This window comes from Streptomyces pseudoechinosporeus, from assembly GCF_054783935.1.
The window spans coordinates 1-12,067 of sequence record NZ_BAAGPS010000024.1 but is presented as its reverse complement, the minus strand read 5'-3'; the positions used below and the strand labels follow the sequence as shown (position 1 = coordinate 12,067).

The 12,067-nt window shown below is 69.5% G+C and carries 12 protein-coding genes and 1 pseudogene; 5 read left to right on the top strand and 8 right to left on the bottom strand.

Annotation, left to right across the window (positions count from 1 at the left end):
- Positions 1-251 precede the first annotated feature (251 nt).
- The 5 genes from ACYVO6_RS25475 to ctaD all read right to left on the bottom strand — a co-directional run bounded on the left by ACYVO6_RS25475 (position 252) and on the right by ctaD (position 6,728).
- Positions 252-1,685 (bottom strand): FAD-dependent oxidoreductase, encoded by a 1,434-nt coding sequence (locus ACYVO6_RS25475; protein WP_461064921.1) that lies wholly within the window; start codon positions 1,683-1,685, stop codon positions 252-254.
- Positions 1,686-1,727: 42 nt separating this feature from the next.
- The gene (locus ACYVO6_RS25470; RefSeq protein ID WP_461064919.1) at positions 1,728-2,930 is read right to left on the bottom strand and encodes a polysaccharide pyruvyl transferase family protein; all 1,203 of its coding nucleotides are present in this window, start codon (positions 2,928-2,930) and stop codon (positions 1,728-1,730) included.
- A 105-nt stretch (positions 2,931-3,035) separates the two neighbouring features.
- Positions 3,036-3,950 (bottom strand): GNAT family N-acetyltransferase, encoded by a 915-nt coding sequence (locus ACYVO6_RS25465; RefSeq protein WP_461064917.1) that lies wholly within the window; start codon positions 3,948-3,950, stop codon positions 3,036-3,038.
- A 90-nt stretch (positions 3,951-4,040) separates the two neighbouring features.
- The gene (locus ACYVO6_RS25460) at positions 4,041-4,784 is read right to left on the bottom strand and encodes an alpha/beta fold hydrolase (RefSeq protein ID WP_461064915.1); all 744 of its coding nucleotides are present in this window, start codon (positions 4,782-4,784) and stop codon (positions 4,041-4,043) included.
- Positions 4,785-5,042: 258 nt separating this feature from the next.
- Positions 5,043-6,728 (bottom strand): aa3-type cytochrome oxidase subunit I, encoded by a 1,686-nt coding sequence (gene ctaD / locus ACYVO6_RS25455; RefSeq protein WP_461065461.1) that lies wholly within the window; start codon positions 6,726-6,728, stop codon positions 5,043-5,045.
- A 103-nt stretch (positions 6,729-6,831) separates the two neighbouring features.
- Between ctaD and ACYVO6_RS25450 the strand changes: the two genes are divergently transcribed.
- Both ACYVO6_RS25450 and ctaF read left to right on the top strand, forming a co-directional pair.
- Positions 6,832-7,344: a hemerythrin domain-containing protein gene (locus ACYVO6_RS25450; RefSeq protein ID WP_461064913.1), complete on the top strand. Its 513-nt coding sequence runs from the start codon at positions 6,832-6,834 to the stop codon at positions 7,342-7,344.
- Positions 7,345-7,377: 33 nt separating this feature from the next.
- The gene (gene ctaF, locus ACYVO6_RS25445; RefSeq protein WP_461064911.1) at positions 7,378-7,830 is read left to right on the top strand and encodes an aa3-type cytochrome oxidase subunit IV; all 453 of its coding nucleotides are present in this window, start codon (positions 7,378-7,380) and stop codon (positions 7,828-7,830) included.
- On the opposite strand, the gene qcrB is transcribed toward ctaF, so the two are convergent.
- Together qcrB and ACYVO6_RS25435 are read right to left on the bottom strand one after the other, a co-directional pair.
- The gene (qcrB, locus tag ACYVO6_RS25440) at positions 7,773-9,332 is read right to left on the bottom strand and encodes a cytochrome bc1 complex cytochrome b subunit (protein WP_461065459.1); all 1,560 of its coding nucleotides are present in this window, start codon (positions 9,330-9,332) and stop codon (positions 7,773-7,775) included. The genes ctaF and qcrB overlap by 58 nt on opposite strands.
- Before the next feature lie 93 nt (positions 9,333-9,425).
- Positions 9,426-9,776 (bottom strand): DUF3140 domain-containing protein, encoded by a 351-nt coding sequence (locus ACYVO6_RS25435; RefSeq protein ID WP_461064909.1) that lies wholly within the window; start codon positions 9,774-9,776, stop codon positions 9,426-9,428.
- Positions 9,777-9,961: 185 nt separating this feature from the next.
- On the opposite strand from ACYVO6_RS25435, the gene ACYVO6_RS25430 reads away from it, so the two are divergent.
- Positions 9,962-10,225, top strand: a complete 264-nt coding sequence (locus tag ACYVO6_RS25430; RefSeq protein ID WP_461064907.1) for a GlsB/YeaQ/YmgE family stress response membrane protein — start codon at positions 9,962-9,964, stop codon at positions 10,223-10,225.
- Positions 10,226-10,305: 80 nt separating this feature from the next.
- A pseudogene (locus ACYVO6_RS25425) lies at positions 10,306-10,656 on the top strand (SDR family NAD(P)-dependent oxidoreductase); the annotation flags it as partial.
- Positions 10,657-10,931: 275 nt separating this feature from the next.
- On the opposite strand, the gene ACYVO6_RS25420 reads toward ACYVO6_RS25425, so the two are convergent.
- The gene (locus tag ACYVO6_RS25420) at positions 10,932-11,168 is read right to left on the bottom strand and encodes a DUF6480 family protein (RefSeq protein WP_461064905.1); all 237 of its coding nucleotides are present in this window, start codon (positions 11,166-11,168) and stop codon (positions 10,932-10,934) included.
- A 142-nt stretch (positions 11,169-11,310) separates the two neighbouring features.
- Here ACYVO6_RS25420 and ACYVO6_RS25415 point away from each other — a divergent pair.
- The coding region (locus ACYVO6_RS25415) for a glycosyltransferase family 2 protein (protein WP_461064903.1) at positions 11,311-12,067 on the top strand (757 nt) is incomplete at its 3' end.

Sequence of the window (12,067 nt, the reverse complement as noted above, 5' to 3'; positions counted from 1 at the left end):
CGGACCCGTCACTTGCCCACCGGCGGGAGGGGCCGTGGGCCGGTGCGTCGTATGCCCGTCGCTTAGGTTCTGTCTCAGGTCACCCGCACCCTGTACCAACACCGGGCCGTATGCCCCGCCTGCGACGGGCTGACGCACCGGCCCACGGCCCCGACCCACCCACCGGACCCCAGGGGCGCGGGGAACGGCGCGAACAACCACAACCAACCCGCACCCGGCAGCGAACCCGGAACCACCTACGAACCCCCCGCTCAACCGCCGGAGGCAACCCGCAGCCGCGCCCCCTGCCGCAACAGTTCCCGCTGCACGAGGAAATACGGCACCTCCCGCGGACTGCGCCCCAGGCGAGAGGCCAGCGCCCCGCAGACACCCGCCGCTTGACCGGTGGCCATCGCGATGGGCATGACCCGGTACGAGGAGTGAGCCACGTGCGTACCGGAGATGCAGCGGCCCGCCACCAGCAGACGGTCCGTGTCCCGGGGCAGCAGGCAGCGCAGCGGAATGTCGTAGAAGCGGCCCGTGGGCACCCGCTTGAGGAGCGTGCCAGTGCCCTGCGGATTGTGGATGTCGATCGGATAGGCGCCGTGCGCGACGGCGTCCGCAAAAGGGCGGGCCTGAAGGATGTCGTTGCCGGTCAGCTGGTAGTCGCCGACGATGCGGCGGGTCTCCCGTACGCCGATATGGCTGCCGCTCTGCGCCACGTACGCGTGCTCGAAGCCCGGCACCCGGGTGCGCAGGAAGTGGTCGATCTGAACCAGCTGGCGGCGGGCGGTGTACTCGGCGCGGCTGAGGTCCCAGACGCTGGTGCCGAGCGCTCCGGTGACGCGCGTGCTGTTGACGCTGACCTCGCGGGGGTGCGGGGTGCCGAAGAACAGCACGTCCTCGCGCGGCAGTTGGAGTTCGCCCTCTTCCATGGCCTGCCGGACCAGGTCCCACAGGCCGTGCACGCCGCGCCACTCGTCGGGATGGGCCCGTACGTACTCGGCGAACCGCGGCCGCAGGAAGTCCACGACGCGGAACATGAGCGTCATCGGCTGCACCAGTCCGTCCTCGGGGCGGCCGATCTCGTACGGGGCTCCGCAGGCGGCCGCCACATCGCCGTCACCCGTGCCGTCGACGACCACGCCCGCGTCGATCACCACAGGACCCGACTTGGTCTCGAAGACCAGGCGCCAGCCGTCGTCGAGCGGCAGCGCGGCGGAGGCGAAGGAGTGGAACAGCATCCGCACGCCCGCCTCGTCGAGCATCTCCAGCAGGACCATTTTGAAGATCTCCGGGTCGAACGGCACGGTGTAGCCGGTCTCGACGGAAGGCGGGACACAACCGCCGCTCGCGGTGAGCCGGTCAAGGAGCCGCCACAGAACGCCGGCGACCACCGGCTCGCCCTCGCCGTGGTCGGTGGGCAGCAGCCGGGTGTCCTCGCCGTTCTCGGTGAACACGGCCTGCTTGTGCTCGTTGTGGAACGACATCAGCGGCATGACGAGCGCCACGGTCGCATTGCCGCCGAGGAAGGCGTACCGCTCGACGAGCACGACCTCGGCCCCCGTGTCGGCTGCGGCGAGCGCGGCGCCGCAGCCGGCGGGACCGCCGCCGACCACCAGGACGTCGGTCCGGCCCGCGTACTCGGCCTCCCGCGGCGGCAGCGTGACGGTACGGAACTCGTCGGGCGGCTCCAGGATCGGCATCGCTTCCTCCGGTCAGTCCTTGTCGGGCCCCGCACGTCCTCGTCAGGTCCCCGCACCCAGGTCCTCCATGTCGGAGCCGGTACACAGGCCGCCGCCGATCTCGTCCAGGAGGGCTCCGCAGCGCGCGCAGGTCTCCTGGGCGAGCCCGCACAGCTCCCGGACCCGCGACTCCATCTCCTCGCGCCGCTGCGGATACTCGTCCCAGAGCCGGTCCACCTCCGCCAGCAGCAGCCCGGCCTGCTCCCGTGCCACCCCGACCAGCGCCGGAGCGCCCACCCGGCGCGCGAAGTCGAAGACCTTGCCCGAGTAGGGGAGCGGCAGGATGGGCAGCCCGGAGACCGCCGCGAAGATCAGGAAGTGCAGGCGCATGCCGACGGCCAGATCCAGGTGGCGCATAAAGCCGAGGACCTGCCCGGGGCTGTAGGTGCCGTTCATGATCCGGCCCTGGTCCGGCGCGGACATGTGCGAGAGCACGGCATGGGCGTGGCGTACGTCATGGCGTTCCATCGGCATGAACACCACATGGGAGTCCAGGCGCCGGACCAGGAAGTCGGCCACGTCGGCGAGCAGCGCGTGATAGCCGCCCTCGTCCAGCTTCTCGGCCGCCCGGCCCGGTTCCCGTACCGACATCCCCACCAGACGTTTCCCGGTCGGGATGCCCTCGTGCGTCATCATCCGGCCGGTGAACGGCTCCGCCGAGAGCAGCAGCGCCGGGTCCGCGGTGACCGTCAGCTCGCGCTCGACCCCGACCTCGTCGAGGACGAGCCCGGACTCCTCGTCCCGTACGACCACGTCGTCCATCTCCGGCAGCACGGAGCGCACCGCCTCCCGGTCCTCGGGCTCCCGCAGCGGGCCCGCGCCGACGGCGTAGGCGAAGGTGCGCACTCCGTGGACCTGTGCCGCACGGACCAGCCGCAGATACCGGCGGGCCTCTCCGTCGTAGAGGATCCCGCCGCCGCCCAGCACCAGCAGGTCCAGGCCGGACAGCGCGTCCAGCAACTGCCGCTGGGCCACGCCCTCCCAGTCCACCACCTCGTCGACGCCGCGGTGGTGGCCGCGGGTGTGCTCGGCGTTCCGGCTGAAGACGACGATCCGGGCGTGCGGGCGATGGGCCCTGAGGCAGCCCAGTACGCAGGCCAGGATGGACTCGTCGCCGATGTTGAAGCCGCCGTACGAACCGAGGACGCCGATCCGTGGGGCCGACGTACGGGAGGACGCGGGCGGGCGCTGGGCAGCGTGGGTCATCCATACGCTCCCGTCGCGTCGAGGTCGGCCGGTATGGGCTCGGGTTGCCCGGCCCCGGCGCGACAAACACCCTGGAAACGGACTGGTACGGGGTGGGCGCCCCGGTCACCGGCCCTGAGCGTGCGGCACTGGCGCGGCATCGCTTTGCCGGTCGTACTCCCACAGCTGGTCGACCAGTTCGAAGCCGGCCTCGTGGAAGAGGCGTGGGGCGGTGCCGGTGGTACCGGTCGCTCGCCACGTCGTGCCGACGGCGGCGACGACATGCGTGGCACCCTCCTCGGTGAGCAGGGCCAGCGCCTGGTCGAGCAGTTTGCCGGCCAGGCCACGGTGGCGGTACTCGGGCGCCGTCTCGATCCAGTACACGGCCGCGGTGCGGTCGCGTGCCGTGCTCACCACGATCTCGGCGATCGGCTCGGCCGCCTTGTGGAAGACCAGCCGATGGCCCGGCGGATACTCGCAGGGGTACACATCGGCCACGAGCTTGGTGGGCGAGGGTCCGGGGTGCAGCGTCCGGAGCAGATAGTTGCCCCTCAGTCGGCCGGTGAAGCCCCGGCCGACCAGTACGTCATGCGTCGCGGCGCGGTGGGCGCGGGGCAGGCCGCCGGGGCCCAGAGTGCCCGGCGAGGCGGCGCTGAACGCCTCGATCCGCGGGCAGCCGCCGAGCGCGGTCAGGGCGTGGGTGACCAGGTCCTGCAAGGCAGGGATGTCCTCGCGGGCGTGCAGGAGATGGATCAGCCCGGAGCGCAGGTCCTGCCAGGACAGAAACGCGACGGTGCCCACGGGCCGGTCGTCGGCGTCGGCGAGCACACTGAGCCGCGCCCGGGCCGGTGCCTGCCAGCCCGCCGCGCACGGGCAGCCGTGCAGCGCGGCGGTCGGCAGCTCCGGTACGCAGCGCGGCTGCCCGGGCAGCCGGTCGGCATCGATCAACTCCCGTACGGCCGACTCGTCCCCGGCCTGGTACGGGCGCACCCGCCATCCGCGCCGACCAGGCGCCGCGGTGATGTCACCGTCCTTGCGCATGGTGTGTCGTCTTCTTCCGGCATCCGCTGGGTGTACTCCAGCCTCTCGCAGCCTGCGCGCCCTGTCATGGGCGGCGGCTCAGCAGATGGCTCAGCCGGCCAACGGGAGCTCCATGGCCTCGGTGAGTACCTCGCGGACCTCGTGGATGACCGTCCCGTGCACGGGCAGCATCAGATGCCCGACGCCGTCCACGAGGACGTTGCGCACCCGCAGGTCCGGGTGGTCGAGACGGGCCCGGCTACTGGGGATGACCGCTTCGTCCAGGTTGCTGTAGAACGCCACGAACTGGCTGCGGCAGCCGGCACACGGCTCCGCCAGCTCGGCCAGCAGCGGACTTCCGGGGCGCAGCTGGCGCAGCACGGGGTGCGGAGGAGCCCACAGCGCCATCGCCGTACCGCTGTGCGGTGTGGCCAGCGTGATCACCAACGGCACATGCACGTCCCCGCCCAGCCGCTGCACGTAGTAGCGCGCGATCAGTCCGCCCATGCTGTGCCCGATGAGGCACACGGGCCGGCCGCCGTTCTGCTTCCGGACCCGTTCGACCTGCTCGCCCAGCATGCGGGCGGCGACCCGGATGTCTGGATTGAGCACGTTGTACGTCGCCGTGACGAACGGGCCCGCTCCGCAGCCGCGCAGCCCGTTCTGCAGCTTCGAGAAGATCGACGGCCGGTCGGCGAGCCCGTGCACGAACACGATCGGCATGCCCGACACCGCGGGCTCACTGTCCATGTCGTCCGGCAGCAGCCGGTGATCGACGGAGCCGAGCAGCCCGGCGAACTGCCGCACACCCCACAGAGCGAGATCCAAGGGCAGTCCTGCCAGCCGCACGGTCATCCACCCCGTCTCCAGCGTGACTCCTCGTAGGGTCACCAGCCATGGAACGGGAAGGCGCGGTCCCCTCAGTGAAATGCTCGTGGTACTCATCTCCGAGACGACACCACCGGCGCCCGTGACCCCGTTTTTCCAGGGCCCTCATAGGCGGCCGACTCTGTTCCTTCAACCTCTCAAGTACCCGAGTGCCGCACCTCAAACGTGCGGAGCACCGCGGATGACCATGGAGCGGAGCCGTGTTGCCGGTGGCAAAGCGAAATTCTATGCCTCGTCCCGTTTGCTGTCGCGCTGGGCGAACTCGGGGTGATGCAGGTCGAAGGCCGGGGAATGCGAACGGATCCGGGGCAGCGCCACGAAGTTGTGCCGCGGCGCCGGACACGAAGTAGCCCACTCCAGTGACCGGCCGTACCCCCAGGGATCGTCCTCCGCCACGCGCCGCCCGTATCGCGCGGTCCGCCACACGTTGTAGAGGAACGGCAGCGTGGACACACCGAGCAGGAACGCACCGGCCGAGGACAGCGTGTTGAGGAAGGTGAAGCCGTCCGCGGGCAGATAGTCGGCGTACCGGCGGGGCATGCCCTTCTCGCCGAGCCAGTGCTGCACCAGGAAGGTCAGCTGGAAGCCGATGAACAGCATCCAGAAATGGATCTTCCCGAGGCGTTCGTCGAGCATCTTCCCGGTGAATTTCGGCCACCAGAAATAGAAGCCCGCGAACATCGCGAACACGACGGTGCCGAACAGGACGTAATGCAGATGCGCCACGATGAAGTACGAGTCCGTGAGATGGAAGTCCAGCGGCGGCGAGGCGATGATTACCCCGCTCAGCCCGCCGAGCAGGAACGACACCAGGAAGCCCGTGGCCCACAGCATGGGTGTCTCGAAGGACAGCGATCCCTTGATCATGGTGCCGGTCCAGGCGAAGAATTTTATGCCGGTCGGTACGGCGATCAGGAATGACATCAGCGAGAAGAAAGGCAGCAGCACGGCGCCGGTGGCGAACATGTGGTGCGCCCACACCACCGCCGACAGCATGGTGATGGCGATCGTCGCCCCGATGAGTGACATGTAGCCGAAGATCGGTTTACGGCTGAACACCGGAATGATCTCGCTGATGATGCCGAAGAACGGCAAGGCCACGATATAGACCTCTGGATGGCCGAAGAACCAGAAAAGATGCTGCCACAGAATGGCGCCGCCATTGGCCGCGTCGAAAATGTGCGAACCGAATTTCCGGTCCGCCTCCAGGGCGAGCAGCGCCGCGGTCAGTACCGGGAAGGCGGGCAGTACCAGAATTGAGGTGAACAGAATGTTCCAGGTGAAGATCGGCATCCGGAACATCGTCATGCCGGGCGCCCGCAGGCACAGTATGGTGGTGATGAAGTTGACTGCGCCGAGTGTGGTGGACACGCCCGTGACCACCAGCCCCATGGTCCACAGATCGCCTCCGGAACCGGGCGAGCGCACGGCGCTGTTGAGCGGTGCGTAGGCGAACCAGCCGAACGCGGCCGCACCACCCGGCACCAGAAAGCCGGAGACCACCATCAGCCCGCCGAACAGATACATCCAGTACGACAGGGCGTTGAGGCGAGGGAAGGCCACGTCCGGTGCCCCGATCTGCAACGGCATCACGGCATTCGCGAAGCCCGCGAACATCGGCGTCGCGAACAGCAGCATCATGATGGTGCCGTGAATGGTGAACAGCTGGTTGTACGCGTGCTCGTTCACCAACTGCAGCCCGGGCCGGGCGAGTTCGGCCCGCATCAGCAGCGCCAGCACGCCGGCCAGCAGGAAGAACCCGAACGCGGTGACCATATAGAGATTACCGATCACCTTGTGATCGGTGGTGGTCGCCCAGCGGTACAGGGCACGCCCCAGCCGCAGGCCCGGTGACTGAGACGATGCTGACGACGGTACGAGCGGAGCGGTCTTCCTCGCGGACGTGCCCATGAGCCCGGGCAGTACCCCCGCGAGCGGGGCACAAACAAAGGGTGACGAGGCCATGGCAGGTGAGACGGACGCCATCAGGGAACTGAGCGATGACCATCGCCACGTGGAAGACATATTCCGGCAGATCGAGGCACTTCCCGACTCCGACCGCATATGCAAGATCTATACGGACCGGGCCACCATCGAGCTCGTACGGCATTTTGTTTCCGAAGAGGAATTCGTCTATCCGGTCCTGAGTGATCGTGTCGAGGACGGCGCCGATCTCGCCAAAAAGGGAATAGCGGACCACGGCCGTCTTGAGCAGCTGATGAGGGATCTGGGGGACGCCGAGGCGGGGACCGTCACCTTCGCCCGGCTTGTCGACGAGCTGCTGCGTGAGGTCCGCCGCCAGACCCGGGAAGAGCAGGACCAGCTCTTCCCACGCCTGAAGGACGCTCTGCCGCCGCCGACACTGACCGATCTCGGCTGCCGGATCCGCCGGGTGAAGTCCATCGTGCCGACGCGCCCCTACCCGGCCGCCCCCGGTGTTCCGCCGACGAGCAAGCTGCTGTTTCCCGGACCCGGACTGGTCGACCGGGTACGGGCCGTACTGTCGGGCTGGAGCCACGCGTTCTGATGAGGACCGCCTTCTGAGGGGGACTTCCTACTGATGCGGACCGAAGCACGTCTGTTCACCGGGGTGGCGGTCTTCTTCGCCGTCACCGCCGCCGGGTACGGCTGGTTCTCCGAGGAGCCCGCCGGCACGGCTGTCCTGGCCATCGCCTTCCTGATGGCGGCGCTTGTGGCGTTCTTCCTGCACGTCCAGTACCGCAGGCGCGGCCGACGGGCCCAGGACCGGGGCGACGCCGAGGTGGTGGACACTGCCGGGCCCCTGGAGTTCCTCCCGCCGCACAGCCCCTGGCCCATCACCACGGCCATGGGATCGGTCATCGTCGCACTCGGCGTGGTCTACGGGCTTTGGCTGTTTCTGCTCGGTCTCGGGGTGCTCGCGCACGGGGTGTTCGGGATGGTCTTCCAGTACGCCGCACGCCCCGACCGGGCCGGTCAGGGCTCCAACTCGCCCTTGCGGGCCGGTGGTTCGTCCTCGACCCGGTCACGGTAGTACCAGGAGCTCAGCGTGGCCCGCAGTCGGCGCACCCGCGGTACGCCGCCGTCGTGCTCCGGCGCCGGCAACGGCCGCGGCAGCTCGCGCGTGCGCAGGACGTACTGCCGCTCGGCGTCCAGCGGTGCGTGGCTCTCCTCGTAGCCGCCCTCAACCGACTGCCGCACCTCGCCGGTCTCCTCGCCCTCCGCCAGCCGCTTCAGCTCCGCCTCCCGCAGCGCCAGACAGACCCGCTTGGTCACCATGAACGCGAGCGGCGGCAGCACCACGAGGGCGATCTGGAACACCCACGTCAGCGTGTTGAGCGAGATCCTGAAGGTGTGCGCGATGACGTCGTTGCCGCCCGCCGCGAGCAGTACGCCGTAGAAGACGATCGCGGCGACACCGAGCCCCGTACGGACGGGCTTGTCCCGCGGCCGGTCGCACAGATGGTGCTCCTCGTCGTCACCGGTGACCCACTTCTCGAAGAACGGATACGCGTACAGCACCGCGAACAGGGCCATCGGCAGGATCACCGCGGGCAGCAGCACATTCCACATCACCGTGTGCCCGGCGAGCGCCGTCTCCCACGGCGGCACAAGTCTCAGCGAGCCCTCGAGGAAGCCCACGTACCAGTCGGGCTGCGAGCCGGTCGACACATGGTCCGTGCGGTACGGCCCGTACACCCAGACCGGATTGATCTGCGCCACCCCCGACAGCAGGGTCAGCACGCCGAAGACGATGAAGAACAGGCCGCTCGAACTTGCCACGAACTGCGGGAACATGGGCTTGCCCACGGCATTGCGGTTGGTCCGGCCGCGCCCCGCCCAGTGCGTGTGTTTCAGGTAGAAGACCAGGATCAGATGGACGGTGACGAGCGCGAGCAGCAGGCCGGGCAACAGCAGGATGTGCAGCGAGTACAGCCGCGGAATCATGTCCTCGCCCGGGAACTCGGCCCCGAACGCGAACATGCTCAGATACGTCCCCACGACCGGGATCGACAGCATGATGCCCTGCGCGATGCGCAGCCCCGTGCCGGACAGCAGATCGTCCGGCAGCGAGTAGCCCGCGAAGCCCTCGGCGAGCGCCAGCAGGAACAGCGTCACGCCGATCATCCAGTTCACCTCGCGCGGCTTGCGGAACGCGCCGGTGAAGAAGACCCGCAGCAGATGCACGCCGATCGCCGCGAGGAACACCAGGGCCGCCCAGTGGTGCAGCTGCCGGATGAGGAGTCCGCCGCGTACGTCGAAGCTGATGTGCAGGGTCGACTCGTACGCCTCGGACATGCGCACGCCGTCCAGCGGCCGGTACGAGCCCTCGTACACGACCTCGTTCATCGACGGCTGGAAGAACAGCGTCAGCCAGACCCCGGTCAGCAGGAGAACGACGAAGCTGTACAGCGCGAGCTCGCCCAGCAGGAACGACCAGTGGTCGGGGAACGCCTTGCGCAGCAGCGGGCCGCCCTCGGACACCGGCAGCCGCGCGTCCAGCGCGTCAGTGGTCCGCTCCGCGCCCCGCCGCATCCGCGCCGCCGCGTGAGCCCTCCTCCTGGTGAACACCCGCCCCGGGTGCCCCGCCCCCGTGGACGAAAACGGGTAGCGGGCTGTGCTGCCCGGTCAGGACGGCTTGAGGGGATCGTGTCCCAGGGTCATCAGCCGGTGGCGCCTGCTCTGGTCGGCGGGCTCGGGCTCCGCCTCCTCGTCGCTCAGGGAACCGATGAGGTCCACGACCTTGCGCATCAGGCGTACGTCGTCGTCGGTGAGGTCCCGGCGGCGTTTCTGCAGGATCGCCAGGACGTGCCGCCCTGCCTCGCTCCCGGCCTGCTCGGGCAGCGGCTCGGTGACGGGGCTCGCGTCCCGGGTCCTGAGCCAGGTACTCAGCTCCTGCGAGGTCATGTTCACCAGGCGGTGGAACTCGTCCCACAGGACGTCGACTTCGTGGTCGGAGAGGTCGTGCAGGTCAGCCATGGAGGATCACCTCACCTCATGAGTCGGTGTGCGGCGCCTCGCGGACGGACGGAGCGAGGTCGTCGGCCTCGGGTACCCGTGAGCGCGGGGCTCATCCTCGTACGGGACCGAAACCGGTGTGGGGGACTGGTCCGGGGCGGAGGGGGGACTCGTCACCGCACAACAGTGCGGAAGAGCGAGGAATCATGGAGATCTCAGGCATCCTCAGCGCGATTGTGATCGGCATCGTCATCGGCGTGCTGGGCCGGCTCGTCGTGCCGGGCCGGCAGCGCATCGGCATTCTGTGGACGATCGTGGTCGGCATCGTGGCGGCCTTCGTGGGCTCGGCGATCGCGTCGGCCTTCGACGTGGCCGACACGGAGGGCGTCGACTGGGTGGAGTGGCTCTTCCAGATCGCTCTGGCCGCCCTCGGCGTCACCGCCCTGGACCGGGTGAAACTGCGCCGCTGACCCGGCGCGTGACTTTTCGGCCGGGGTGAGACGGGAACTCGGCCTCCTGACCGGAGCTCCTTAGCGGTCAGGAGGCCGACGTGACCGATCTGCAGCACGCGCAGCAGAACCCAGTGACGCAGCACCCTCGCCCCGAGTTCCCGGCACAGGACCAGCCCCATCCGGGCTGGACAGGGCCGATGGACCCGCCGCCCGACCACGGCGAGGAGTCCTACCGCGGTAGCGGTCGGCTGGAGGGCCGCCACACCGTCATCACCGGTGGGGATTCCGGCATCGGGCGGGCGGTGGCCCTGGCCTTCGCCCGGGAGGGCGCCGATGTGCTGTTCACCCACCTTGAACAGGAGGCGGACGAGGCGAGCGAGACGTCCCGCCTGGTGGAGGGCGCCGGCCGCAAGGCGGTCGCCGTGAAGGGAGCGGTCGGCATGGAGGAGAAACGGTCCGAGGAGCCGGGCACGGAGACCAGGGTGCCGCGGGATCTGCCCGCGTCGCCGGAGGAGGCCGAGCGGGAGGAGGCCATCGTGGACGTTCCGGCCGCTGAGGAGGAGCCTCCGGAGGCCTATCCGGACCCGGACGAGGCGGGCTCAGGGCAGCGTGGCGACGACGACTCCCGGGTTCCCCCGGTCGAGCCGGTCGAGGAGGAGCCCGGCCCTCAGGAACAGCCCGACTGACCGCCCGATCGACGGCCCGATGGACGGAACGTACGTGCTCACAGAGCGAGCGTGATCGCGAACGCCAGGAAGCCCGCGGCGACCAGCACCACGAGAAGCAGGATGAGGGTCAGCGGGCCCTTGGCCCAGCCGCGTGGCGGGTTGTGGGTCTCCTGCGGTCCGGCGCCGGGCGTACTGCTCTCGGCAGGCGGCGTCTCGCCGGGCGGAACGCTGCCACCGGGCTCCAGGCCGGGGGTCCGCAGCGGATCGGGATCTGGGTTGCTGTGCTGCTGCATGCCGCCCGAGTTCCCCGGCAGTCCGTCGACGAACGACGAAGAACCTCCCAATTCATGGTGACTTGTCGCCAAGTGTTTGAGGCAGGCGCACTGGGCTACCGCGTAAAGCGCACTGTACGCACCAGTGATCAGGGAGCCGTCGATGACAGGGAAGGACCGGCCCGTGGGCGTCGTCATCGCCACCCGCGACCGGGCCGACTCCCTCGCCGTCACCCTCCGCCGGCTGCTCGCTCTTCCGGAGAGGCCGCTCGTGATCGTGGCCGACAACGCGTCCAGTGACGGGACGCGTGCGATGATCGCCGAACGGTTCCCCGAGGTGCAGGTGCTCGCGCTGCCCGTCAATCGCGGGGCACTCGCCCGCAATGACGCCGTACGCGCACTCGATACGCCCTACGTGGCCTTCAGCGACGACGACTCCTGGTGGGAACCGGGTGCCCTGAACACGGCGGCCCGGCTGCTGGACGCGCATCCGCGGCTCGGGCTGCTCTCCGCGCGCACGCTGGTCGGCACCGCCGACACACCCGACCCGCTCAACGACTCCCTCGCCGAGTCGCCCCTGGGTCCGGCCACTGACCTGCCGGGTACGCAGGTGCTCGGTTTCCTCGGGTGTGCGGCAGTCGTGCGCCGGTCGGCCTTCCTCGACGTCGGCGGCTACCACCGGCTGCTGTTCTTCGGCGCGGAGGAGACCCTCCTCGCGTACGACCTCGTCGCGCGCGGCTGGGGCGTCGCCCACTGCCCGGAGGTGGTCGCGCACCACCACCCGGCTCCCGTACCGCGCGCCCACCGTTCCGCGGTCGTACGCCGCAACGAGCTGCTCACCACCTGGCTGCGCCGCCCGCTGCCCATCGCCCTGCGCCGCACCCGGGACCTGGCCGTCGCGGCCCGCCGGGACCCCGAGG